Source organism: Microbacterium sp. LWO14-1.2 (assembly GCF_038397715.1).
Taxonomy (GTDB): domain Bacteria; phylum Actinomycetota; class Actinomycetes; order Actinomycetales; family Microbacteriaceae; genus Microbacterium.
Genome location: NZ_CP151633.1, coordinates 1,265,342 through 1,289,395, shown reverse-complemented (window position 1 = coordinate 1,289,395; position 24,054 = coordinate 1,265,342). Strand labels below are relative to the sequence as shown.

Annotated in this window: 24 protein-coding genes and 3 tRNA genes; 18 read left to right on the top strand and 9 right to left on the bottom strand. The window is 70.0% G+C overall.

Going from position 1 to position 24,054, the window contains the following annotated elements:
* Positions 1–42 precede the first annotated feature (42 nt).
* The gene (locus MRBLWO14_RS06335; RefSeq protein ID WP_341935608.1) at positions 43–483 is read right to left on the bottom strand and encodes a hypothetical protein; all 441 of its coding nucleotides are present in this window, start codon (positions 481–483) and stop codon (positions 43–45) included.
* A gap of 221 nt (positions 484–704) precedes the next feature.
* Between MRBLWO14_RS06335 and MRBLWO14_RS06330 the strand changes: the two genes are divergently transcribed.
* Both MRBLWO14_RS06330 and MRBLWO14_RS06325 read left to right on the top strand, forming a co-directional pair.
* Positions 705–2,150 carry an NAD(P)/FAD-dependent oxidoreductase gene (locus MRBLWO14_RS06330; RefSeq protein ID WP_341935607.1) on the top strand — a complete coding sequence of 482 codons (1,446 nt, stop codon included), beginning with the start codon at positions 705–707 and terminating at the stop codon, positions 2,148–2,150.
* Positions 2,151–2,214: 64 nt separating this feature from the next.
* Positions 2,215–3,198: an SDR family oxidoreductase gene (locus MRBLWO14_RS06325; RefSeq protein WP_341935606.1), complete on the top strand. Its 984-nt coding sequence runs from the start codon at positions 2,215–2,217 to the stop codon at positions 3,196–3,198.
* A gap of 92 nt (positions 3,199–3,290) precedes the next feature.
* Here MRBLWO14_RS06325 and MRBLWO14_RS06320 read toward each other — a convergent pair.
* The 3 genes from MRBLWO14_RS06320 to MRBLWO14_RS06310 form a co-directional block, all read right to left on the bottom strand.
* Positions 3,291–3,363, bottom strand: a tRNA-Phe gene (locus tag MRBLWO14_RS06320).
* Between the two features lie 68 nt (positions 3,364–3,431).
* Positions 3,432–3,505, bottom strand: a tRNA-Asp gene (locus tag MRBLWO14_RS06315).
* 29 nt (positions 3,506–3,534) lie between these two features.
* Positions 3,535–3,607, bottom strand: a tRNA-Glu gene (locus MRBLWO14_RS06310).
* Between the two features lie 210 nt (positions 3,608–3,817).
* Between MRBLWO14_RS06310 and MRBLWO14_RS06305 the strand changes: the two genes are divergently transcribed.
* Entirely contained in the window at positions 3,818–5,185 is a 1,368-nt protein-coding gene (locus MRBLWO14_RS06305; RefSeq protein WP_341935605.1) for a M23 family metallopeptidase, read from the top strand.
* A 76-nt stretch (positions 5,186–5,261) separates the two neighbouring features.
* On the opposite strand, the gene MRBLWO14_RS06300 is transcribed toward MRBLWO14_RS06305, so the two are convergent.
* Positions 5,262–5,753, bottom strand: coding sequence for an inorganic diphosphatase (locus MRBLWO14_RS06300; RefSeq protein WP_017204665.1), 492 nt, complete (start codon positions 5,751–5,753; stop codon positions 5,262–5,264).
* A 43-nt stretch (positions 5,754–5,796) separates the two neighbouring features.
* Positions 5,797–6,432 carry a TMEM175 family protein gene (locus MRBLWO14_RS06295; RefSeq protein WP_341935604.1) on the bottom strand — a complete coding sequence of 212 codons (636 nt, stop codon included), beginning with the start codon at positions 6,430–6,432 and terminating at the stop codon, positions 5,797–5,799.
* A gap of 66 nt (positions 6,433–6,498) precedes the next feature.
* Between MRBLWO14_RS06295 and tilS the strand changes: the two genes are divergently transcribed.
* Entirely contained in the window at positions 6,499–7,485 is a 987-nt protein-coding gene (gene tilS, locus MRBLWO14_RS06290) for a tRNA lysidine(34) synthetase TilS (protein WP_341935603.1), read from the top strand.
* Between the two features lie 16 nt (positions 7,486–7,501).
* Here tilS and MRBLWO14_RS06285 read toward each other — a convergent pair whose 3' ends face one another.
* A complete protein-coding gene (locus MRBLWO14_RS06285) occupies positions 7,502–8,041 on the bottom strand; it encodes a DUF937 domain-containing protein (RefSeq protein WP_341935602.1) in 540 nt (179 codons plus the stop codon).
* Positions 8,042–8,168: 127 nt separating this feature from the next.
* Between MRBLWO14_RS06285 and hpt the strand changes: the two genes are divergently transcribed.
* The 10 genes from hpt to MRBLWO14_RS06235 all read left to right on the top strand — a co-directional run bounded on the left by hpt (position 8,169) and on the right by MRBLWO14_RS06235 (position 16,809).
* A complete protein-coding gene (gene hpt, locus MRBLWO14_RS06280) occupies positions 8,169–8,720 on the top strand; it encodes a hypoxanthine phosphoribosyltransferase (protein ID WP_341935601.1) in 552 nt (183 codons plus the stop codon).
* Between the two features lie 67 nt (positions 8,721–8,787).
* Positions 8,788–10,788 carry an ATP-dependent zinc metalloprotease FtsH gene (gene ftsH, locus MRBLWO14_RS06275; RefSeq protein WP_341935600.1) on the top strand — a complete coding sequence of 667 codons (2,001 nt, stop codon included), beginning with the start codon at positions 8,788–8,790 and terminating at the stop codon, positions 10,786–10,788.
* A gap of 2 nt (positions 10,789–10,790) precedes the next feature.
* A complete protein-coding gene (gene folE, locus MRBLWO14_RS06270; RefSeq protein WP_341935599.1) occupies positions 10,791–11,393 on the top strand; it encodes a GTP cyclohydrolase I in 603 nt (200 codons plus the stop codon).
* On the top strand, positions 11,390–12,193 hold the full coding sequence (folP, locus tag MRBLWO14_RS06265) for a dihydropteroate synthase (RefSeq protein WP_341935598.1): 804 nt from the start codon (positions 11,390–11,392) through the stop codon (positions 12,191–12,193). The genes folE and folP overlap by 4 nt, the downstream gene beginning before the upstream one ends.
* Positions 12,194–12,196: 3 nt before the next feature.
* Entirely contained in the window at positions 12,197–12,589 is a 393-nt protein-coding gene (gene folB, locus MRBLWO14_RS06260; protein WP_341935597.1) for a dihydroneopterin aldolase, read from the top strand.
* Positions 12,586–13,125, top strand: coding sequence for a 2-amino-4-hydroxy-6-hydroxymethyldihydropteridine diphosphokinase (folK, locus tag MRBLWO14_RS06255; RefSeq protein WP_341935596.1), 540 nt, complete (start codon positions 12,586–12,588; stop codon positions 13,123–13,125). Before folB ends, folK begins: the two co-directional genes overlap by 4 nt.
* Complete coding sequence (locus MRBLWO14_RS06250; protein WP_341935595.1) at positions 13,122–13,619, top strand: DUF3180 domain-containing protein; 498 nt, start codon at positions 13,122–13,124, stop codon at positions 13,617–13,619. The genes folK and MRBLWO14_RS06250 overlap by 4 nt, the downstream gene beginning before the upstream one ends.
* Positions 13,555–14,151, top strand: coding sequence for a PH domain-containing protein (locus MRBLWO14_RS06245; protein ID WP_341935594.1), 597 nt, complete (start codon positions 13,555–13,557; stop codon positions 14,149–14,151). Before MRBLWO14_RS06250 ends, MRBLWO14_RS06245 begins: the two co-directional genes overlap by 65 nt.
* The gene (locus MRBLWO14_RS06240) at positions 14,148–16,112 is read left to right on the top strand and encodes a PH domain-containing protein (protein ID WP_341935593.1); all 1,965 of its coding nucleotides are present in this window, start codon (positions 14,148–14,150) and stop codon (positions 16,110–16,112) included. The genes MRBLWO14_RS06245 and MRBLWO14_RS06240 overlap by 4 nt, the downstream gene beginning before the upstream one ends.
* A complete protein-coding gene (locus MRBLWO14_RS06235; RefSeq protein ID WP_341935592.1) occupies positions 16,105–16,809 on the top strand; it encodes a DUF2520 domain-containing protein in 705 nt (234 codons plus the stop codon). The genes MRBLWO14_RS06240 and MRBLWO14_RS06235 overlap by 8 nt, the downstream gene beginning before the upstream one ends.
* A gap of 16 nt (positions 16,810–16,825) precedes the next feature.
* Here the strand turns inward: MRBLWO14_RS06235 and MRBLWO14_RS06230 are convergent, their stop codons facing one another.
* Positions 16,826–18,664 (bottom strand): DUF2207 domain-containing protein, encoded by a 1,839-nt coding sequence (locus MRBLWO14_RS06230; protein ID WP_341935591.1) that lies wholly within the window; start codon positions 18,662–18,664, stop codon positions 16,826–16,828.
* Between the two features lie 103 nt (positions 18,665–18,767).
* On the opposite strand from MRBLWO14_RS06230, the gene lysS reads away from it, so the two are divergent.
* Positions 18,768–20,294 (top strand): lysine--tRNA ligase, encoded by a 1,527-nt coding sequence (gene lysS, locus MRBLWO14_RS06225; protein ID WP_341935590.1) that lies wholly within the window; start codon positions 18,768–18,770, stop codon positions 20,292–20,294.
* A gap of 9 nt (positions 20,295–20,303) precedes the next feature.
* Here lysS and MRBLWO14_RS06220 read toward each other — a convergent pair whose 3' ends face one another.
* Positions 20,304–21,422 carry a DUF4192 family protein gene (locus MRBLWO14_RS06220; protein ID WP_341935589.1) on the bottom strand — a complete coding sequence of 373 codons (1,119 nt, stop codon included), beginning with the start codon at positions 21,420–21,422 and terminating at the stop codon, positions 20,304–20,306.
* 112 nt (positions 21,423–21,534) lie between these two features.
* Between MRBLWO14_RS06220 and MRBLWO14_RS06215 the strand changes: the two genes are divergently transcribed.
* From MRBLWO14_RS06215 to MRBLWO14_RS06205, 3 genes are all read left to right on the top strand, one after another.
* On the top strand, positions 21,535–21,708 hold the full coding sequence (locus MRBLWO14_RS06215; RefSeq protein ID WP_179297466.1) for a hypothetical protein: 174 nt from the start codon (positions 21,535–21,537) through the stop codon (positions 21,706–21,708).
* A 90-nt stretch (positions 21,709–21,798) separates the two neighbouring features.
* The gene (gene cls / locus MRBLWO14_RS06210) at positions 21,799–23,259 is read left to right on the top strand and encodes a cardiolipin synthase (protein ID WP_341935588.1); all 1,461 of its coding nucleotides are present in this window, start codon (positions 21,799–21,801) and stop codon (positions 23,257–23,259) included.
* A gap of 63 nt (positions 23,260–23,322) precedes the next feature.
* Complete coding sequence (locus MRBLWO14_RS06205) at positions 23,323–24,048, top strand: hypothetical protein (protein ID WP_341935587.1); 726 nt, start codon at positions 23,323–23,325, stop codon at positions 24,046–24,048.
* Positions 24,049–24,054 lie beyond the last annotated feature (6 nt).

Here is a 24,054-nt window from a genome sequence, read left to right as displayed (position 1 = left end):
AATTCCCCGCTTGTCAACCCTGGTTGCTCGGGTGCTGCTGGCTCACCCTGCGCTGGCGGCCTCGCGCTCCTCGGGGGAGTTCGGGGTCCACCCGAACCACACGCCGTCGCCCTCGATCACACTCCAGTCGCCGCAGACGAACACACTTCCCGCCTCGTACGGATCGGGGGCGTCGTCCAGCACCCAGGAGGGAGCCGAGCGCCGATCGACCTCGCCGCAGTCGCCGGCGAGCGAGGAGTCGCTCGTGAGCAGGATGACGGCGTCGGCGGCATCCTCGAGGGTGGAGGTCCGCACGGTGATGTCGGTCGCATCGGCGGGAATCCACGGAGCGTCCACCTCGGCATCCTTCTCGAAGGCGTTCGCGTCGTCGAAGGTGGACGTCGCGTACTTGTGGACGAGGCTGTCGTACGCGGAGCATCCGGTGAGAGCCAGCAGCCCTGCGACGATCAGGGCGGGGGCGGCGAGGGCCGTTCGTGCGTTCATGCATCCAGCCTCGCTGCGTGCAGCAGGCGGCGTCATCGCACGGGGGAGGTATCGGCATCCGTCTGGAGGATGACGTCGGGCCGTTCCACCTGGGCAAAGCAAAACCCCCGCCATGTAGAAGCTAGGCGAGGGTTTCTGGGACCACTGTAATGATGGTCCTTGTGGCTCCGACGGGCGTCGATCCCCGTACCTCCGGCCGCCGGTGCGGGGATCATCGAAGGATGGATGCCGCGGTGGTCGTCGGTGCGGGGCCGAACGGTCTCGCAGGAGCCGTGACGCTCGCACGCGCTGGACTGCGCGTACGGGTGTACGAGCGCGCCGACCAGCCGGGCGGGGGAGCGGCCACCCGGCAGCTGACGCTCCCTGGGTTCCACCACGACGTGTGCTCCGCGGTGCATCCGATGGCATTCGAATCGCGGTTCTTCCGGGAGTTCGGGTTGCGCGACCGAATTCCGTTCGTCACGCCGGAGATCTCCTTCGCGCAGCCTCTCGACGGAGGACGGGCCGGCATCGCGTATCGCGACCTCGATCGCACGCGCGACGAACTGGGCATCGACGGCAGGGCCTACGACCGGCTGCTGCGTCCGCTCGTCGAGCACGCGGGCGAGGTGGCCGGGTTCACCGGCTCGCCCCTGCTGCGGATGCCCGATCGCCTGCGCATTCCGCTTGCCTTCGGACTCCGCTCCCTCGAGCAGGGGACTCTGGCGTGGAATCGCAGATTCCGCGGAGACGTCGCCCCTGCCCTGCTCACCGGGGTGGCGGCGCACACGATCCTCGCTCAGCCCAGCATCGCAGGAGCGGGTGCCGGGCTCGCGCTCACGACGTACGCGCACGCGCAGGGCTGGCCGATCCCCGTCGGGGGCAGTCAGTCCATCGTCACGGCACTGCTCGACGACCTGCGAGCCCACGGCGGCGAGGTCATACTCGACCGCGACGTCACCGATCTCGCCGATCTCCCCGCCGCGGCGGTGACCCTCCTCGACATCACACCGCGAGCGTTCCTCGATCTGGCCGGCCACCGGCTTCCGACCCGCTATCGTCGGGCCCTGCAGCGCTTCCGCTACGGCGGCGGCGTGGCCAAGGTCGACTTCGCGCTGAGCGGACCGGTGCCTTGGCGGCATCCGCAACTCGCACGAGCCGGCACCGTGCACATCGGCGGTACGCGCGCAGAGGTGGCGGCCGCCGAGAACGAGGTGAACCGTGGACGGTTGCCAGAGCGCCCGTACGTGCTGGTCTCGCAGCCTTCCGTGTTCGACGGGTCCAGAGCGCCGGAAGGGCAGCACACGCTCTGGGCCTACACGCACGTCCCCGCACACAGCGGGGCTGACCGTCGAGAGGCGGTGACGGCGCAGATCGAGCGCTTCGCGCCCGGGTTCCGGGACACGATTCTCGCGACGCACTCGCGCAGCGCGGTCGAGGTCGAGCGGCACAACCCCAACTACCCGGGCGGCGACATCGCCGCGGGCGCCCCGAACCTCTGGCAGCTGCTCGCCCGGCCCACCGTCAGCGCAGAGCCCTGGCGGACACCGCTCCCCGGTGTGTATCTCGCCTCCGCGTCTACTGCCCCGGGGCCCGGCGTCACGGGTCTGCCGGGATGGTTCGCCGCGCGCTCGGCGCTGCAGCACGAGTTCGGCATCCAAGCGGCGCCGGACCTCGCGCCGAGCTGACGGCAGCGCCGGCCGATCTGTCAAGGGGCGGGGCGGGCTCCCGAGCGCCGCCTACTCTCGCCGCATGCGAGACGGACGGAAGATCGACAAGCGACGGCGCGGAGATTCGCGACAGGTGGTGGTGATCACCGGCGCCTCGAGCGGGATCGGCCGCGAGACGGCTCGGCGCTTCGCCCGCAGAGGAGCTCGCCTCGTGCTGGCATCGCGCAGTGCGAGCGCCCTCGAGACCGTCGCCGCGGAGTGTCGCGAGCTGGGTGCTGACGCGCGGGTGGTGCCGACGGATGTGACGGATGAGGCAGCGGTGAAAGAGCTCGCGGCGCACGCGGTCGCCGCGTTCGGCCGCATCGATGTGTGGGTCGGCAACGCGAGCGTCTTCGCGTACGGACGGTTCGAGGATCTGCCCTCCGACGTGTTCCGACAGGTGCTCGAGACCAACCTCATGGGTCAGGTGCACGGCGTGAGGGCGGCCCTGCCGCACCTTCGGCGTCAGCGGAAGGGAACCCTCGTCCTGGTCGCGTCGTTGTACTCGCGGATGGGGTCACCCGCCATCTCGCCCTATGTCACGGGCAAGTTCGCGGTCCTGGGATTCGCCGAGTGCCTGCGGCAGGAGCTGCGTGGCTCCGGGATCCGCGTGAGGGTCGTGCTTCCGGCGACGACCGACACACCTGTCTTCCGACACGCGGCGAACTACACGGGGCGGAAGGTGAGGCCGCTGCCGCCTGCGGTGTCGCCGACGCGCGTCGCGCGGGCGATCGAACGCGCGTCGAGCCGCCGTCGGCACAACGCGTTCGTGGGACGCGTCCAGACCGCCTCCCTGCTCGTGCACGACTTTGCGCCGCGGGTGTTCGACGCAGCCTCTTCCTGGCAGATGCGGCACATCCAACTTCACGGCAGCCTCCCGGAGGACTCTGCGGGAACGGTCTTCTCCCCGCCGTCGGCAGCCAGTCCGTCGACGGGAGGGTGGCGCTCCGGGCCGCTGCGCGCCGCCCTCGCGGGCACCGGCATCGTCGCGGCGGCGGCACTGCTCACTCGCCGAGGGCGGCGCTGAGGACCATCGCCGCCCTAGCCTGGGCAAAGCAAAACCCCCGCCATGTAGAAGCTAGGCGAGGGTTTCTGGGACCACTGTAATGATGGTCCTTGTGGCTCCGACGGGCGTCGATCCCGTGACCTCACGATTTTCAGTCGTGCGCTCTACCAACTGAGCTACAGAGCCGTGCGACCGGCGAACCTGTCGCATCTAGACGAAAGGCCCTCTCCGAGAAAAGGACCAATCGCACAGAGCGACCCTGACGGGACTTGAACCCGCGACCTCCGCCGTGACAGGGCGGCACGCTAACCAACTGCGCTACAGGGCCATACTTGTTTTCAATTGTATCGGATGGAGTGACCCCAACGGGATTCGAACCCGTGCTACCGCCGTGAAAGGGCGGCGTCCTAGGCCGCTAAACGATGGGGCCGAAGTCTGTCCCGGGGGACTTCCTTGCCGACGCTCAAGCATAAGGGATCGATCCGGGAAATTGCCAATCGAGGGCGCGCCGCCCACGTCCCGGGCGTGTTCGGTAGCACGATGGGAGGCGCTGAGCTGCGCCCTCGCCCCGATCTGCCTCTGTTGCTGGTGTGACGGTTGTTGTTAGTGTGGCATCTGTGAAACCGGCGGAAGGGGCCGCGTGAACGACAAGCATCTCCCCCAGGATGCGGGCCTTTTGGCGTCCGACGATTGCGGCTGCGCGCCCACGTCGGCCGAGAGTCGCGCCCTCTGGTCGAAGGATTCCGTCAGCCGACGCGGCGCGCTCGGATTGGGTCTCGGCGCTCTCGGCGTCGTCGCCCTCAGCGCTTTCGGCATCGGCGCGACGACATCCGCCGCCTACGCCGCGACGTACCCCAGCTGGGACGACGTGCAGCGTGCGATGAGCAACCAGAACGCGAAGGCCGCCGAGGTGACCCGCATCGAGGGACTGATCCAGTCCCTCACGCAGAAGGTCGCTGACACGCAGGCCGCCGCGGAGCTGGCCGGTGCCGAGTTCGACACGGCGCAGCAGGCGTACTTCGACGCGATCGCTGCGGCGGAGGCGCTGCAGGCGCAGGCCGACGCACAGGCGCTCGCCGCCGACGAGGCCACGCGCAAGGCCGCTCAGCTCGCGGGGCAGCTGTACCGCAACGGCGGAGACGACACCGCCCTGCAGCTGTTCTTCTCCGAATCGGCGGACGACGCCGACGACCTGCTGTCCCGACTCGGGTCGATGGACAAGGTCTATCAGTACAACCAGACGATGTACGACAACGCCGTCGCCGCCCGGAACTCGGCCCAGTCGCTGAGTGACCAGGCCAAGGTGGCCCGCGACGAGCGCGATCGTCTGCAGCAGATCGCCGAGCAGAAGATGATCGCCGCCCAAGAAGCAGCCGCGGCCGCTCAAGCCGCCCTCGACGAGCAGACGGCCAACCTCGCCACGATGCAGGCGCAGCTCGCCGCGCTCAAGGATCAGACCGCAACAACCGTGGCCGGCTACCAGGAGGGCGTCCGGGTCGCCGAGGAGGAGCGCAAGCGCCGCGAGGCGGCTGAGGCCGCAGCAGCAGCGGCGGCCGCAGCGAACGGCGGCGGCGGAGGCACGGGAGGATCGCCGGGGTCGGGCGGATGGGTCCGTCCGCAGGGCGGCCACCGCAGCGCAGGATACGGCCCTCGTCCCAAGCCGTGCGACGCGTGCTCCGCGTACCACTACGGCGTCGACCTCGCGAACGGCTGCGGCGCCGCGATCTACGCCGCCCAGTCGGGCACGGTCGACTACGCCGGCCCCAAGGGCAACTACGGCAACTACATCCGCATCCAGCACGGAGGTGGGATCGCCACGGGATACGCGCACATCCGCAACGGCGGGTTCGCCGTGCGCAGCGGCCAGTGGGTGAGTTCGGGGCAGGTCATCGCCTACGCCGGCAACACGGGCGCGTCCGTCGGCTGCCACCTGCACTTCGAGGTCTACATCGGCGGGGCGTACACGAACCCGATCGCCTTCATGGCCGACCGCGGCATCTCCGTCTGAGTCGTCGACGCACACGCAGAAGACCCCCGGCCGCTGAGCGGAACCGGGGGTCTTCTGCGTGATGCGGTGTGACGGGTCAGTGGCCCTGCTCGCCGAAACGGACGATCGCCTCGTCGAGGATGCGCTGCGCCTCGGCGGCATTGCCCCACTCGTCGACCTTGACCCACTTGTTGGGCTCGAGGTCCTTGTAGTGCTCGAAGAAGTGCGCGATCTCCTTCTTCGTGTACTCGGCGATGTCGTCGATGTCCTGGATGTGCGCCCAGCGCGGGTCCTTCGACAGCACGGCCACGAGCTTGTCGTCGCCGCCGGCCTCGTCGCTCATCTTCAGCACGGCCACGGGACGCACCTCCACGACGACACCCGGGTAGATGGCGTGGTCGAGGAGCACGAGCACGTCGAGCGGGTCGCCGTCCTCGCCGAGCGTGTTGTCGAAGTAGCCGTAGTCGGCGGGGTAGCCGAAGGTCGTGTAGAGCACGCGGTCGAGGTGCACTCGTCCGGTCTCGTGGTCGACTTCGTACTTGACGCGGCTGCCGCGCGGGATCTCGATGACGGCGTCGTGTGCGCCCATGCGTGTGCTCCTCAGTAAAGACGGGTGGATGCCGCGGACCAGCCTACCCGCGAGCGGCATCCCGCCGCCGGACACCGCGATCGATCACCCGGGTCACCAGCCCGGTGGCGAGCAGGAGGAACAGTCCGGCGTAGCTGTGGTCGGGCAGGAGCAGGGCGATCGCGAGGGCGATCGCGAAGAGGATGATCGCCGACAGGTCGCCGATGACACCGGCCCGCAGCGTCGACGGCGACGCTGTCGTGAGGCCCGGATGCCTCTGCAGGTAGATCCAGGCGGCGAGGGTCGTCACCTGCGTGAGGATCAGCGTGCCGATGTACACGAGGGTCTGCAGCGCGTCGGTGGACATCTGGCCGATCATCGCGGTCGGCACCGGCAGCCACACGATCGTCACCATCCACGCGATGTTGATCCACAGCAGGGGACCGGTCATCCACTCCACGGCGCGGTACTGGTTGTGGTGGCCGATCCAGAACGTCGCGATGAGCACGAAGCTCAGCGCGAAGCTGAGGAGCTGCCCCGAGTGCTCGGAGAAGAACTCGGCGGTCGTGAGCTTGCCGGACGCCGCGTCCGAGACGGCCTCCATGAGCGGCAGGATCAGCAGCGTCATCGCGATCGCCACGACCGCGTCGACGAACGCCGTGAAGCGCTCGGGTCGGAACCTCGAAGAGTCGTCAGCCACGGCGCCAGACTAGAGCGCACCGTCGCCGCCGCGCGAGAGGCTGGCGCCGTGATCTACCGTGGAACCGTGCCGTCGCTCCCACCCGCCATCGCCGAGATCCGCCTGGCCGTGCGCACCGCGCTCGCCGATCTGCCCGAGGGATCGACGGTCGTCGTCGCCCTGTCCGGCGGCGCCGACTCGCTCGCGCTCGCTGCGGCGACCGCGTTCGAAGCGCCGAAGCTCGGCCTGCGGGCAGGAACTCTCACCGTCGACCACGGACTCCAGGACGGGTCGGATGCTGTCGCCCGCCGCGCAGCGGAGACAGCGGGCGCGCTCGGGCTCGGCGCCCTCGTCGTGCGGGTCGAGGTCGGGGCGGAGGGCGGGCCGGAAGCCGCGGCGCGTGACGCCCGCTACCGCGTCCTCGCGGATGGGGCCGCGGACGCCGGTGCCGCGGCCGTGCTGCTCGGGCACACGCTCGACGACCAGGCGGAGACCGTGCTGCTCGGACTGGCCAGGGGATCGGGCGCGGCGAGCCTGCAGGGCATGGCGCCGGTGCGCACCGACGACGACGGACTCCGCTGGATCAGGCCGTTGCTGAGCGTGCGCCGCGAGACGACGAGGGCGTTCTGCGCGGCATCCGGCGTCGAGGTGTGGGACGATCCGCACAACGCCGATCCGCGCTTCGCCCGCGTGCGCGTACGGGATCGGGCGCTGCCCGTCCTCGAAGCCGAGCTCGGACCGGGCGTCGCTGAAGCGCTGGCCCGCACCGCCGAGCAGCTGCGCGAAGACGCCGAGGCGTTCGACGAGATGATCCACGAGACGATCGAGGACATCGTCGAACACGCCGAGGCCGGCATCTCGGTCAGCGCCGCCGCGCTCGCGGCGAATCCCGCCGCGCTGCGCAACCGCATCATCCGCCTCGTGGTCGACAGCGAGTTCGGCGCCAGCCTGACCCGCGTGCAGACGCTCGAGGTCGCGCGCCTCGCGACGGACTGGGCAGGTCAGGGGCCGATCGATCTGCCCGGATGCTCTGCGCGGCGCATCGGCGGAAGGATCGTGTTCACGGCACGCTGAGGCGCCTCGCCGCGGGCTACTTCTTGCCGAAGAGCCCGCCGAGGACGCCGCCGAGCAGGTCGCCGATGCCGCCGCTCGACTTGGAGTCGCCGCCGCCGAGCAGTCCGCCGATCACATCGCCGAGACCGCCGCCACCCGACTGCGCCTGACCGCCGGCCGTCGAGTCCTTGCTCTTCGTCGCGTTCGCGATGAGCCCCATGACGATCGGCGCGAGGATCGGCAGCAGCTTGCCGAAGTCGATGCCCGCCGTCTCCTTCGACTCGTTCAGCTTCGTCGTGACCTTCTTCTCGTCCGCGCCGAGGATGTGCGACACGATCTTCCCGCCGTCGTTCTGGTCGATGTCGTCGACCTTCTTCGCACCGGTCGTCCCCTCGTGGCGCTTCAGCGCGTTCTCGATCGCGGACGAGCCCTCCGAGGTGGAGGCGTTCTTCGCGAGCCCGCTGAGCAGCACCGCGCCACCCTGCTCGACGGCGGCCTTGGCCTCGTCGTGCGAGACGCCGAGCTTGGCGGCGACGTCGTCGATCGGGACCTGCTTCAGGATGTCGTCGAGAGCCATGAGGATTCCTTCCGTGAGGGGCGGTCGCCCGTGTCACCGCCCAGGGTAGTGCGCGCGCCCGACATGGGGGAGGGGGTGGACGGGCCCGCCGGACCGAGCATCCGACTTCGTCGCCTAAAATCGATCCATGCGCGCCGCGGAGATCCAGGACGACCTTGCACAGATCCTCGTCACCGAGGAGGAGATCGTCGCGAAGCTGGACGAGCTCGCCGCACAGGTGACGCACGACTACGCGGGCAAGGACCTCATCCTCGTCGGAGTGCTCAAGGGCGCCGTGATGGTGATGGCCGACTTCGCCAGGGCGCTCCCGTTCCACGCCCCGATGGACTGGATGGCCGTGTCGAGCTACGGCGCGAGCACGAAGTCGAGCGGCGTGGTGCAGATCCGCAAAGACCTCGACACCGACCTCAACGGCAAGCACGTGCTCATCGTCGAGGACATCATCGATTCCGGCCTCACGCTGAGCTGGCTGCTCGAGAACTTCGGGTCGCGCGGGGCCGCGTCGATCGAGGTGCTCGCTCTGCTGCGCAAGCCGGAGGCCGCCAAGGTCGAGATCGACTGCAAGTACGTCGGCTTCGACATCCCCACCGACTTCGTCGTCGGGTACGGGCTCGACTACGACGAGCGCTACCGGAACCTGCGCGACGTCGCGGTGCTCGCGCCGCACGTGTACTCCTGAGCCGGCGGTACGCCGTGGGTGAACGCACAGCGGTCACCTAGGGCCCGCGCGATACGCTGATCCGACCATGGATGTCAAGAAGCTCACGCGGAACCCGCTGATCTACGTCGCCCTGATCGGGCTGCTGCTGTTCGGCGGCTTCCTGCTGATCTCGAACCTCGGCGCTCCCCACCAGATCACCACCCAGCAGGGTCTGAAGCTGCTCGCCGGCGACACCGTGACCGAGGTCGTCACCACCGACGGCGACCAGCGCGTCGACATGACGCTGTCGAAGGCGTTCGAGGGCTCCGAGAAGGTCCAGTTCTACTACGTCGAGGCGCGCGCCGACGAGGTCGTCACCGCGATCAACGCCGCCGACCCGAAGGACGGCTTCAACGACAGCGTGCCGCGTGCGACGTGGTTCGACGGCATCCTCTCGCTTCTCCTTCCGCTCGTGCTGCTCGGCCTCCTCTTCTGGTGGCTGCTCTCGTCGATGCAGGGCGGCGGCGGCAAGGTCATGCAGTTCGGCAAGTCGAAGGCGAAGCTCGTCAACAAGGAGACGCCGACCGTGACGTTCGCCGACGTGGCCGGTGCCGACGAGGCGATCGAGGAGCTGCACGAGATCAAGGAGTTCCTCCAGGACCCCGCGAAGTTCCAGGCGATCGGCGCCCGCATCCCCAAGGGCGTGCTGCTGTACGGCCCTCCCGGAACCGGCAAGACTTTGCTCGCACGTGCCGTCGCCGGTGAGGCAGGCGCTCCGTTCTACTCGATCTCCGGATCGGACTTCGTCGAGATGTTCGTCGGCGTCGGCGCCTCGCGCGTCCGCGACCTGTTCAACCAGGCCAAGGAGAACGCGCCGGCCATCATCTTCATCGACGAGATCGACGCCGTCGGCCGCCACCGCGGTGCGGGCATGGGCGGCGGCAACGACGAGCGCGAGCAGACGCTCAACCAGATGCTCGTCGAGATGGACGGATTCGACCCGAACGCGAACGTGATCGTGATCGCGGCGACCAACCGTCCCGACATCCTCGACCCCGCTCTGCTGCGTCCCGGTCGCTTCGACCGCCAGATCGGCGTCGACGCCCCCGACCTCAAGGGCCGTCAGAAGATCCTCGAGGTGCACAGCAAGGGCAAGCCGCTGTCGAAGAGCGTCGACCTCGAGGTCGTCGCCCGCAAGACCCCGGGCTTCACCGGTGCCGACCTCGCCAACGTGCTCAACGAGGCCGCGCTGCTCACCGCGCGCTCGAACGCCCAGCTCATCGACAACCGCGCGCTCGACGAGGCGATCGACCGCGTCATCGCCGGTCCGCAGCGTCGCACGCGCGTCATGAAGGACCGCGAGCGCCTCATCACGGCGTACCACGAGGGCGGTCACGCGCTCGCGGCGGCTGCGATGAACTACACCGACCCGGTGACCAAGATCACGATCCTGCCCCGCGGCAAGGCGCTCGGCTACACGATGGTGCTGCCGCTCGACGACAAGTACTCCGTGACCCGCAACGAGCTGCAGGACCAGCTCACCTACGCGATGGGCGGACGAGTGGCCGAGGAGATCGTCTTCCACGACCCGACGACCGGCGCCTCGAACGACATCGAGAAGGCGACGTCGATCGCCCGCAAGATGGTGATCGAGTACGGCATGACCACCGAGGTCGGTCCCGTGAAGCTCGGCTCCGAGGGGGGCGACATGTTCGTGGCCCGCGACATGGGCCGCGGCCGCGAGTACTCCGAGAAGGTGGCCGAGCGCGTCGACACCGAGGTGCGCGCCCTCATCGAGCAGGCCCACGACGAGGCCTACCAGGTCATCAGCGACAACCGCGACATCCTCGACCGTCTCGCCCTCGCACTGCTCGAGGAGGAGACGCTCGACCACAACCAGATCGCGGAGATCTTCACCGAGGTGCGCAAGCTGCCGGAGCGTCCGCTCTGGCTGTCGAGCGAGGATCGTCCCGTGTCGGACGTGCCGCCCATCGAGGTGCCGAAGAAGGTCGTGCCGGTCGCCGCGTCCGTCGAGGAGCCGTCCGCTGCGCCCCGCACGCAGCAGGGCCCGTCGACCGCGACCAACCCGCGTCCCGCGACGGCCTGATCGTGAGCGTCGACAGGACGCGGATCGAGCGACTCACGCGTGAGCTCCTCGAGGCGATCGGGGAGGACCCCGACCGTCCGGGGCTCCGCCAGACGCCCGCGCGCATGGCCGAGCTGTACTCGGAGTTCTTCGCCGGTGTCGGCGAGGATGCCGCAGCACCCCTCGCACGCACCATCAGCGTCTCTCGCGGCCCGGCCCCCGACACGCTTCCCTCGGGCGCTGTGCTGCTGCGCGACATCCGTTTCCGGTCGGTGTGCGAGCACCACCTGCTGCCCTTCGCCGGGCACGCCCACATCGCCTACCTTCCCGGCGAGCAGGTCGTCGGGCTCGGCGCTCTCGTCCGCGTCGTCGAGATCCTCGCCACGCGTCCGCAGGTTCAGGAGCGGCTCGGCGAGCAGATCGCCGACGTCATCGCCGAGAACCTCGACGCCCGCGGCGTGCTGGTCGTGCTCGACGCGAGCCACGGCTGCGTCACGATGCGCGGCGGACGACAGCCGGAGGCGTCGACCCTCACGATCGCGGCGCGCGGCGAGTACACCGACGCCGTCGCCCGTGCCGAGCTCATCGCCCTGATCGGCGCATCCACCGGAGCGTCGCGGGCATGACGGGCATCTGGGGGATCGTCAACGTGACGCCGGACTCGTTCAGCGACGGCGGACGCTACCTCGAGGTGGATCGGGCGGTCGAGCACGGTCTGCGCCTTCGCGCCGAGGGGGCCACGGTGCTCGACGTCGGCGGCGAGTCGACCAGACCGGGCGCCGACCGCGTGGGCGCCGAGGTCGAGCAGCAGCGGGTGATCCCCGTCGTCGAGCGGCTCGTCGAGGCGGGAGTGCCGGTGAGCATCGACACGATCAACGCCGCCACGGCCGACGCCGCCGTGCGGGCGGGTGCGCGGATCGTCAACGACGTGTCGGGCGGCCTGGCCGACCCCGAGATGCGCGGTGTCGTCGCGGCATCCGGAGCCGACTACGCCATCGGCCACTGGCGAGGCTTCTCCGACGACATGTACGCACGCGCCGACTACCACCGCGTCGCCCGCGAGGTCGCCGGCGAATTGCAGGAGCGCATGGGCGAGGCGGCGGCTGCGGGCATCGCGCCGTCGCGGATCATCCTCGACCCCGGCATCGGCTTCGCGAAGGCGGGCGCGCAGAACTGGGAGGTGCTGCGCGGGCTCGACGAGATCGTCGCGCTGGGCCCCCGTGTGCTCGTCGGGACGTCGCGCAAGCGATTCATCGCCGAGGCTCTGCAGCCCGACGAGGCTGGTTCGGTGAGCGAGCAGCGGCGAGACCTCGCCACCGCCGTCACCAGCGCCCTCGCCATGCGCGCCGGAGCGTGGGCCGTGCGCGTGCATCACGTCGGAGCCACCCGCGACGCCCTCGCCGTCGCGCGCGCCTGGGAGGGCTGAGCCATGAGCGTCCTCGACGAGATCGCCCTCACCGGACTGACGGTGTTCGGACGCCACGGCGTCTACGACCACGAGCGCCGCGACGGACAGGAGTTCACGGTCGACGTGCGGCTCCGGATGCCGTTGCGCGACGCCGCGGCATCCGATGACGTCGCCGACACCGTGCACTACGGCGACCTGGCCGAGAGGATCGCCGCCGTCGTCGGCGGAGAACCGGTGAACCTCATCGAGACCCTCGCCGAGCGCATCGCCGGGGTCGCGCTCGACGACCAGCGCGTGCACGAAGCGATCGTCACCGTGCACAAGCCGCACGCTCCCATCCCGCTGTCGTTCACCGACGTGTCCGTGACCGTGCATCGCGTCCGTCGGCAGCCCGCCGAGGAGGTCTCGCCGTGAGCCGCAATCTGACGATCCCGCCGAATCTCCCAGGTCCTCGCGCCCCGCGCCCCGAGACCGTCGCCGTCGTCGCGTTCGGTGCGAACCTCGGCGATCGCGAGGAGACCATCCGCGGCGCCGCTGCGCGCATCGCCCGCCTTCCCCTGGTCTCGGAGGTGCAGCTGTCGCCGCTGCACGAGACCGTCGCGGTGCGGCTCGACGGGCCGGATCCCGGGGCCCCCGCCTACGTGAACGCGGTCGCGCTCGTGACCACGCGCCTCGCACCATCCGTGCTGCTCGGCATGCTGCATGCGATCGAAGACGAGAACGGACGCGAGCGCCACGAGCGCTGGGGCGATCGCACGCTCGACCTCGACCTGATCGCCTACGGCGACGAGACATCGGATGCCGAGGCGGTGCGGCTGCCGCATCCGCGCGCCGCCGAGCGGCTCTTCGTGCTCGAGCCGTGGCTGGACCTCGACCCCGATGCGGTGCTCATCGGGCACGGTCGCGTGGCCGATCTCGCCGCCGCTCTCCGCGACCGGGGTCAGGGATGAAGCGCACGTCGATCGGCGTCCTCGTCGTCCTCGCGCTGCTCGCGACCGGCGCCGGATTCCTGCTCGACCACGTGCTCACGGTGATGGGCCGCGCGACCTTCACGCCGTCGCTCCTGCTCCCGCTGCTGCTCCTGCTGATCGCGGCGGCCGCGCTGTCGGTCGCCTGGCCGGTGCGCGCGAGCGTGCGCAAGGGAATCCGCATCGACCCGTTCCGCGCCACGAGGGCCGTGACTCTCGCGCGGGCGTCGAGTCTGCTGGGGGCGATCATGGCCGGCTTCGGTGCCGGGCTGCTCGTGTTCCTCCTGTCGCGGCCCGTTGATCCCCCGGTAGGGTCGACTGTGGCGATGCTGGCACTGATCGGGAGTGCGGTCGTGCTCGCGGTCGCCGCACTCGTCGCCGAACAGTTCTGCACACTGCCGAAGGATCCTGATGACTCAGAACCCAGAGACCGAGCCGGGGACCCCGGCCCCGCTGAACTCGGCGGAGGTCACTGACCTCGCGGCCCTCGACGCCGGCACCTACACGGCGCTGCGCACGGTGCGCAGCGAGGCGCGTCTCGAACTCGACGGCGTCTGGCACCAGATCTCGCCGCGGTACGTCGTGTCGCAGATCGTGCAGAACGTGATCTTCATCGCGATCGTCGCTGTCGTGGCGGCGGTGCTCGCGCTCGCGCTGCACCAGACGTGGGCGTGGATCCCGGCCGGCGTGATCGTGCTGATCACGCTGATCACGCTGATCATCCTCCCGCGCCAGGCGAAGGCGATCGGGTACATGCTGCGCGACGACGACATCGTCTTCCGCAAGGGCATCCTGTGGCAGCGCATGATCGCGGTGCCCTACGGCCGCATGCAGCTCGTCGACATCACGCAGGGCCCGCTCGACCGGGCGTTCGGGGTGACGCAGCTGAAGATGGTGACCGCGGCCGCGACCACCGGCGTGCAGATCCCGGGGCTCACGCAGGCCGCTGCCGAAGCGCTGCGCGACACGCTCATCGAGGTCGCCGAGACCCGCCGGACCGGCCTGTGAGCGAGCCGCAGCTCCCGCCGCCCGCCGCAGGCACGGTGCCGGCGCCGCCTCGGTCGGGGGATCGCACGACGCTCGCGGACGGCGAGTGGCACAGGATGCATCCGCTCACCCCGCTCTTCAAAGGCGGGCTGGCGCTCATCATCGTCGCCGGAATCGCGATCGCCAACCTGCGCGACCGTCTGATCGCCTGGTTCGTCGACCTGTTCACGCCCGAAGAGGCCCACTACGACCAGTACGGTCAGGGCGACCCCGTCGAATGGGTGCTGGCCAACAACCTCATCCTCGTCGTCCTGCTCGGCGTGCTGGGGCTCGCGGCCGTGCTCGTGGCGATCTTCTGGTTCGTCTGGCGCTTCCAGCAGTTCCGCATCACGGGCGACCACGTCGAGGTGCGCAAGGGCATCATCTTCCGCTCGCACCGTCGCGCGCCGCTCGACCGCGTGCAGGGTGTGAACCTGACGCGTCCGTTCCCCGCGCGCATCATCGGACTCGCGAAGCTCGAGGTCGTCGGCGCGGGAACCGACTCCAACGTCGAGCTCGAATACCTGGCCACGGCGCGCGCGGAGTCGGTGCGCGCCGACATCCTGCGCCTCGCCTCCGGGGCGCGCGCGGCCCGCCAGTCGGCGGTCGCCGGTGCGCCGGGTGCGCGGGGGACGGCTGCGGATGCCGCGGGCTCGGCCCCGACCTCGGCCCGCGCCCAACTGGTCGGTTCGATGAACGAGGGCGTCAACGGTCTCATCGGCGGCGTCGATCTGGCCGATGTCGAACCGGAGAGCGTGGTCAAGATCCCGACCGGACGGCTCGTCGGCTCGCAACTCATCTCGAGCGTGCTCTGGCTCGTGTTCTTCGGACTGATCTTCCTCGTCGCCTTCGGTGGCATCCTGATCGGTTCGCTGCTCGACGGCGAGCCGCTCGGCAGCTTCATCGGGCTCGGTCTCGGGCTCGGCATGGGGATCCCGCTCGTGATCGCCGTGGTCGGTATCACCTGGGCGCAGATCTCTAAGTCGCTGCGGTACTCGATCGCACCGACCCCCGACGGCGTCCGCATCACCTACGGTCTGCTGACGACCGTCACCGAGACGCTTCCCCCTGGACGGATCTTCGCGGTCGAGGTGTCGCAGTCCCTCCTGTGGCGTCCGTTCGGCTGGTGGACGATCCGCATCAACCGCATGAGCGGCAAGAGCGCGGCGCAGCAGCAGTCGGGCAGTGCGCAGCAGTTCAACGTCGTGCTCCCGGTGGGCAAGCGCGCCGATGTCGAGCGCGTGCTCTCGCTGGTGCTGCCCGATGCGCCGGTCTCCGACATCCCGCTCGTCTGGGAGCACGGCATCCTCGGTCCGGTCGAGGGCGACCCGTACCGCACCATGCCCCGTCGCGCGTGGTGGCGTCGCCCGATCTCGTGGAAGCGGCAGGGCTACTTCCTCACCGACTTCGGTCTGCTGCTGCGTCGCGGGGTCATCTGGCGCAAGCTCGCGATCTTCCCTCTCGCCCGCCTGCAGGGCGTCTCGCTGTCGCAGGGTCCCATCGATCGTGCGCAGCGCGTCTCCGGTGCGCAGATCCACTCGGTGCAGGGCATCATCACCGGGTACATCTCGGCGCTGGAGATGCCGGACGCGCTGTTCCTCATCGACGGCGTGAGCACGGCTGCGGCGGCTGCGGCGGCTATGGACCACACCCACCGCTGGGGCGCCTACGACGCAGCGGATGCCGCAGCCGTGGCGGATCTCGACGGACCCCGTCGCACGGCGGCCGAGATGACGCCGCCTGTGGGGCAGCCTCCGGTGCCTCCGGTCGCGCCGCCGCCGGTGACCCAGCCTCCGGTGCCTCCGGTCGCGCCGCCGCCGGTGGGTCAGCCTCCGGTGCCTCCGGTCGCGCCGCCGCCTGTGGGGCAGCCTCCGGTGCCGCCGGTCGCGCCGCCGCCGGCACCGCCCGTGCCTCCTGCGCCCCCGGCGTCGAACGGTGAGTGATCCCGCGAACCGCGACGGACGACTCGGCGTCGGTGTCATCGGCGCGGGACGCGTCGGTCCGGTGATCGGGGCGGCTCTCGCGGGCGCCGGTCACGCGGTCACCGGGATCACGAGCGGATCGGACGACGATCGGGCGTCGGCGGTGCTCCCCGATGTGCCCGTGCTCGATGCCCTCGAGGTCGTCCGGCGCAGCGAGCTCGTGGTGGTGGCCGTCCCGCACGATCAGCTGCCGTCGCTCGTCGCCGGCATCGCCGAGGTCGGCGGATGGCAGATCGGGCAGCTCGTGCTGCACACCGACCCCGGGTACGGGATCGAGGTGCTCCGGCCGGCTGCCGAGCGGGGAGCGATCCCGCTGGCCGTGCATCCGGCCATCACGTTCACGGGCACGTCCATCGATCTGCGTCAGCTCCAGGCCGGCTATGCGGCGGTGACCGCCCCGCCGGCGGTGCTGCCGATCGCGCAGGCGCTCGCGGTCGAGATCGGCTGCGAGCCGGTGGTGATCGCGGAGGCCGACCGGAGCGCGTACGCGGATGCCATTCAGACGGCCACCGAGTTCTCGCGCTCGATCATCGCGCAGTCGACCTCGCGTCTCAGCGCGATCGGGGTCGAGAACGCCGGAGGGTTCCTGTCGGCGCTCGTGCAGTCGACCGTCGAGCGTGCGCTGCGCGACGCCTCCGGGCCGCCGCCGCTGCTCTGACCCTCGCGGCACGCGGTCAGCGACCGCCCGAGAATCCTCCGCCTCCGCCGCCGCCGGAGAACCCGCCGCCGAACGATCCGCCGGCGCTCGACGAGGTGCTCGCGCTCGGGGCCGAGTACGTGGCAGCCGCCTGCGAGGTGACGGCGAAGGCGGCGAGCTGCGAGCGCAGGAACGGAGACGTCGGGTCGCCGATCCACCCTGCCCCGCGCTGAGCCGAGGCGTACGCGTTCTCGAGAACCGCGCCCCACTCGTCCTCCATGCCGAACAGCATCGCGTACGGGAGCAGTCGTTCGTACACGACGATCACATCGGCGCCGCCGTCCTGTCGACGCTCGGCACCCGAGTACGACTGCAGCATCCGCAGACGGTCGGCTTCGGCGACGCGGATGAACTCCCGGACGCCCTGCAGGTACTCGAGCTCACGCGCTCCTTCCGGCGTGAGCACGGTGTGCTTCGAGAAGGCGTAGAAGCTCGAGATGAGGACGAGCACGATGCCGAACGACACGGCCACGAACGCGGGGATCGCGGTGACCCTGCCCGCGATGATCCCGAACAGTCCGATGCCGAACCCGGCGAGCACCAGCGCGATGGCGATCCACTGCAGGATCACGGCTCCTTGACTCCGCGCCTTCGTCGTCAGCCCTCGGGCGGCGGCTTCCGCCGTGCCCCGCTGCGTGAGGGCGGTCATGCGTGCGGCGAAGGTCTCGCTCGACGAGGGCAGGTCGGCCACGCCCTCGGAGTCGGCCTCGGCGAACAGGGCGTCGAGTGCCTCGACGTCGAGCTGGTCGGGGATGCGCGAGCCGGGCAGCCGGCGCAGGCGGGGCTCCTCGGCATCCGCCCCTTCCTCGATGCGCAGCGTGCCGCGGACCGCGAGGTGCACGATCTCGGCGGGGATCGCATCCTTCGCGCCCGGGATGATCGCCGCGGCCAGCAGGGGCGGCAGGGAGTCGGGGACGTCGTACTGCGCCACGACGATCCCCGTGGCGCGCCGTCGGGAGCGGCGGAAGGACGAGACGGCGAACCAGCTGCCGACCGAGAGCCCCAGCGCGCCGACTCCGACGACCGCGGGAACGACGTCGGTGACCGGATCCGGCTGACGGGCCGTGGGCTGCGTCACGGTTCCCGGCTCGAATCCGATCGCGACGGTGACGCCTTCGCCCGGAGCGAGGGAGTCCTGCTCGACGCGGAAGGACGACGCATCCGCTCCGGAGAGGATCGGGCACTCGTCTGTGGAACCGGAGAGGCCGGTGTAGCACCGCGCGTTCCCGGTGAGACGGTCGGTCAGAGTGCGGTCGAAGACGATCTCGGTCTGGAACGACTCGATCGGCTGGGTGCTGTCGAGAGGGAGGAGGTCCCAGTAGAACTCGTCGACGCCGTTGTCCGCGGTGAGCATGATGTCGCGCATCTCGTATTCGATGACGTAGGTCGTGAGACCCCGCACGTACTCGTCGTCGCCCGTGAGGACGTACAGCACGCCGTCGTCTTCGTCGGTCTCGTAGGGCACGTTCGCGCCCTGCTCGTCTGTGACGGAGAGGATCTGCGGGTCCACCCAGGCGTTCCGGTAGCTCGTCGGCAGGCCCCGCACGATGCCGCGGTTCTGGTCGGCGTCGGGGAAGCGCGCGGTCAAGGTCTCCGTGACGTGCATGTGCGATCGTCCCTCGGCGTCCAGGCCGACCTCGTAGCGGGCGTCCCACGAGGCGTACGAGAAGTCGTCGACGTCGGCACCGACCGCCGCGGACACGGCGTGTGACGAGTGCGTCGGAACGGCCGCCGATACAGCGGATGCCGGGGCGAGAGCGACCGTGCCGCCCAACGCGATCGCGGCGAGAGCGGGAGCGTAGCGGATGGCTGCCATGCTTCGAGGCTACCCACGCTCGCTTCCCGATGCCGGGATCTGGCGGCTCCGGAGCGCTCCGCCCGCCTCGGTAGACTGGAGCTGACTTTCCGAGGAGCCCCGAATGACTGACGCGTCCGCCGCGCCCGAGCAGACCACCGACGCCACCGATGAGGACGCGCACGAGCAGAAGGCCGTGCGCCTCGCCAAGCGCGAGCGACTGATCGCGAAGCGTGCGGATGCCGGGGGCGGGGCGTTCCCGGTCGGCGTGCCCGTGACGCACACGATCCCGGCGCTGCGCGCCGAGTACGGCGACCTCGAGGCGGGAGCCGAGACCGGTGTGCTGGCGGGAGTCGCCGGCCGCGTGGTGTTCAGCCGCAACACGGGGAAGCTGTGCTTCGCGACGCTGCAGGCCGGCGACGGCTCGCGCATCCAGGCGATGATCTCGCTCGCGAACGTCGGCGAGGAGTCGCTCGCCGACTGGAAGGAGTACGTCGACCTGGGCGACCACGTCTTCGTGCACGGCGAGGTCATCTCGAGCCGCCGCGGCGAGCTGTCGATCATGGCCGACGGATGGGCGATCGCGTCGAAGGCGATCCTCCCGCTGCCGAACGCCTACGCCGAGCTGAGCGAAGAGGGCCGCGTTCGCAGCCGCTACCTCGACCTGATCGTGCGCGAGCAGGCCAGGACCACCGTGCGCGCCCGCGCTGCAGTCAACGCCAGCCTGCGGGCGACGTTCGCCGGGCACGACTACCTCGAGGTCGAGACGCCCATGCTGCAGGTGCAGCACGGCGGTGCCTCCGCCCGCCCGTTCGTCACGCACTCGAACGCGTTCGACACCGAGCTCTACCTCCGGATCGCTCCGGAGCTCTACCTCAAGCGTGCCGTGGTCGGCGGCATCGAGCGGGTCTTCGAGATCAACCGCAACTTCCGCAACGAGGGCGCCGACTCCACGCACAGCCCGGAGTTCGCGATGCTCGAGGCGTACCAGGCGTACGGCGACTACCGGCAGATGGCCGAGCTGACGCAGGAGCTGGTGCAGCAGGCGGCGATCGCCGTGGCCGGCTCGACCACCGTGACGTGGGCCGACGGCACCGAGTACGACCTCGGCGGCGAGTGGGACCGCATCTCGATGTACGACTCGCTCTCGGCGGCCTCGGGTCGCATCGTGACTCCGCAGGACTCGGTCGACGACCTCATCGCCTTCGCCGAGGAGAACTGCGTCGACCTGCCCGCGCAGGCCACGCACGGCAAGCTCGTCGAGGAGCTGTGGGAGCACTTCGTGAAGCCCGGCCTCGTGCGCCCGACCTTCGTGATGGACTTCCCCGTCGACACGTCGCCCCTCGTGCGCGAGCACCGTTCGATCGAGGGCGTCGTCGAGAAGTGGGATCTCTACATCCGCGGCTTCGAGCTCGCGACGGGATATTCCGAGCTCGTCGATCCCGTCATCCAGCGGGAGCGCTTCGTCGAGCAGGCGAAGCTCGCGGCCCGCGGTGACGTCGAGGCCATGCCGGTGGACGAGGAGTTCCTGCGCGCGCTCGAGCACGGCATGCCGCCGTCCGGCGGGATGGGCATGGGCATCGACCGTCTGCTCATGGCGATCACGGGCCTCGGCATCCGTGAGACGATCCTGTTCCCGCTCGTCAAGTAGAGCGCGCACTCAGGCCGCCGTCTCACCGCGGCGGAACGCCCACTCGGGCAGCACCGCCGCGCCGATCATGGTCGCGAGGAGCTGCGCGAGCCCGTACTCGGGATCGATCTCGCCGACCATGTCGAGGTAGCGACCGGCATGGCTGGACCGGCCGAGCGCCCACGACAGCCAAGCCGCTGCCGTGAGCGGACCGGGTCGTGACGCGCGGGGTGCACGGGCGGCCGCAGCCCGGACGACGGCGAGCGCCTGCTCCAGCCGATCGGGGTCCGGGCGGGGCCCGCGGCCGAGGAACACCTCGCCGAGGTCGTCCGGCACCGCCGTGCGGTTCTCGGCGAAGCCCAGCTGGGCGTCGAGCGTGCGGACGCCGCCGAGGATGTCGGTGGCCCACTGCGTGAGGGCGACGTCGCGCAGCAGCGGTCTGTCGAGGCACCACAGCAGCGCCGCCGTCGCGAAGGTCGGAAGCTCCTCGCGCATCGCCAGCACCGCCTCGAAGAACACCGGGACGTCGTCGAGCAGAAGGACGGCGGCCAGGGTCTGCGGATCGTCGCGCGCCGTCGGCAGATCGTCGTCCCCGCGGTCGAGCACGTCCGCGATCCGGAGCAGCGCGCGCCCGACGCGCTCCCGCTCCGCGAAGTCGGCGTCGGGGAGGGCGGCGCCGGCCCACTGATCGCCCGACACGTCGCCGATCCCGCGCACCCGGGGAGCGGGCGCGTCGTCGAACTCCTCCAGCTCCGGTTCGTCCACGAGGTAGCTCGCCCACCCCGAAGGAGTCACGCACAGAGCGTCGACGATGTGGAGTCCGGCGTCGGACGCGCACCCCAGCACCACCTCCACCTCGACCGCGAACGGGAGCACGACGCCGTCGCGGGTGGACTGCGCCTCGTCATCCGTGTAGACGACGAGGGCCACGGCATCCGTCCGCTCCACCCTCGCGACCAGTGCGACGGCGGTGTCGGCGTACTCGGAGAGCTCGACCTCGTCGCGGGGGAGGTCGAGCCGCAGCGCTCCCGTCGTCCTGGTCGCGTGGAACGGCAGCAGGACGAGGCTCTCGCGCGGGGTGAAGCCGGCGAGGGAGGGGATGATGCGGAGGAAGTCGGAGGAGCTGGAGGCGCGGAGCACGGTGGTCATGCGCCGAGTGTGGTCGAGTGCACGCCCGCTGCGGGGCGATTCCACAGGCTCCGGGCCGGATCCCTGGGAAGCGGCGAATGTGCAGGAGCAGTGGCTCGCGTACCATGGAGGCATGGAGAACTTCTGGCTCGCGGTCGCCTGGTCGATCCTCCCGACGATCGGGGTCAGCGTCGTGTTCTTCTTCGTGCTCCGCGGAATCCTCCGCTTCGACCGCACCGAGCGCAAGGTGCATGCGCGCATCGAGGCCGAGGAGCGCGCCGCACGTGGACTGCCCCCGCGCCCCTGAGCGGCGTCCTACCCATCGGCTACTGTGTAGCGAAGACACCGGGTCGAGCATCCGCTCCCCGCGATCCCCGCTGCGGGCCGAGAGGGAGCGATGACGACCGAGAGCTGGGGCTGGTGGATCACCGGCTTCCTCCTGCTGCTCGATCTGGCGATCCGCATCACGGCGATCATCGTCATCCCGCGCAACCGCCGCCCGACCGCTGCGATGGCCTGGCTGCTGGCGGTGTTCTTCATCCCGTTCGTGGGCGTCTTCCTCTTCATCCTGATCGGGAACCCGCGGCTGCCGCGTGCGCGCCGCCGCAAGCAGGATCAGATCAACGAGTACATCGCCGAGACCAGCGAGCACCTGCACTTCGGCACCCTGCGTCCTGACGCACCGAGCTGGTTCCCACCGCTCGTCGAGATGAATCACCGACTCGGCGCCCTCCCGATCTCCGGCGACAACGGCGCCCACCTGATCGGCGGGTACCAGGAGTCGCTCGACGCCATGGCCGACGCGATCCGCACCGCGGACGACTACGTGCACGTCGAGTTCTACATCCTGCAATCCGACGCCTCGACCGACAACTTCTTCCGGGCCCTGGAGGAGGTCGCCGAGCGGGGTGTGCACGTGCGCGTGCTGCTCGATCACTGGGCCAACAGGTGGAAGCCGCGGTACAAGGCGACGATCGCCCGGCTCAACCGCATGGGCGCCGACTGGCACCTGATGCTGCCGGTGCAGCCCTTCAAGGGGCGTATGCAGCGGCCCGACCTGCGCAACCACCGCAAGCTCCTCGTCGTCGACGGCAAGGTCGCCTTCCTCGGCTCGCAGAACGTCACGGACTCGACGTACAACCTCCCCAAGAACATCAAGCGCGGGCTGCACTGGGTCGACCTCATGGTCCGCATCGACGGTCCGGTCGTGCTGAGCGTGAACGCGATCTTCCTCAGCGACTGGTACAGCGAGACCGACGAGGTGCTGCAGGAGATCGACATCTCACACGCCGAGGCCGGTTCCGGCGACCTCGACTGTCAGGTGGTGCCGTCCGGCCCCGGGTTCGAGGTCGAGAACAACCTGCGGCTCTTCCTCGGTCTGCTGTACGCGGCCAAGCAGAAGATCATGATCGTGAGCCCGTACTTCGTACCGGACGAGGCGTTGCTGCTCGCGGTGACCGCGGCGGTCGACCGCGGCGTCGAGGTCGAGCTGTTCGTCTCCGAGGAGGGCGACCAGGCGATGGTCTACCACGCCCAGCGCAGCTACTACGAGGTGCTGCTGCGAGCGGGCGTGCGGATCTGGATGTACCGCAAGCCGTTCATCCTGCACACCAAGAGCCTCACGATCGACGATCAGGTCGCGGTGATCGGGTCGAGCAACATGGACATGCGGTCGTTCGGTCTCAATCTCGAGGTGTCGATGCTCGTTCGAGGCGAGGAGTTCGTGTCGGAGATGCGCGAGGTCGAAGACGAGTACCGGTCGCTCAGCCGCGAGCTCACGCTGGACGAGTGGATGCAACAGCCGCTGCGCTCCACGGTTCTCGACAACCTCGCACGACTCACCTCTGCGCTGCAGTAACGGCTGGGCCGCAGTTCGTCAACGGTCCTTTGCGGGCTGTTCGGCCGTGGCTAGCCTGAGAGCATGACCTCCCCCAGGCTCGTCACCGCCACGCTTTCCGCCCTCGCCGCCGCGCTGCTCCTCGCCGGCTGCACCGTCGGCCCCGGTGCGGGTGCGGGGGAGACGACCTCGGACCCGTCGGCCGGGCCCGGTGCGTCCGACGAGTTCGACGACATGGAGGGCACGATCCTCGACGACGGCCGGGCTTTCGCGGTCGTGACCTGGGGGTCGTCCACCTGCATCCCGCTGGTCGACGAGGTGAGCGCTGACGGTCAGAAGGTCTCGGTGACGCTCGTCGATTCGGATGCCGATCAGGTCTGCACCGCCGACATGGCGCAGCGCGCGAGCCTCGGCACTCTCCCCGAAGGGGTGGATCCGACCGCGGAGATCACGCTCGCGGTGACGTACGGAGAGCTGCAGGACGACGTCGACCTGGAGGGCGATGCGGCCTTCACCGGGACGCCGGGCTCTCCGACCGAGTACACGCCCTCGGCCGGCTGGTTCGACGACTCCTCGCTCGTGCTGCTCACCTGGGGCTCGTCCGGGTGCCCGCCCGTGGTCGACAGCGTCGAGGGGTCGGGCAACACCGGTACGGTGACCTTCGCGACCGACCCGGAGCAGATGTGCACGATGGACATGGCGCCCCGCGCGACGATCCTCTCGTTCGACGACGACGCGATCGACGACGGGGACTTCACGCTCACGCTCGTGGGCGACTCGCTCGACGGCACCGTGCAGGTGCGCGGCTGACGAGCG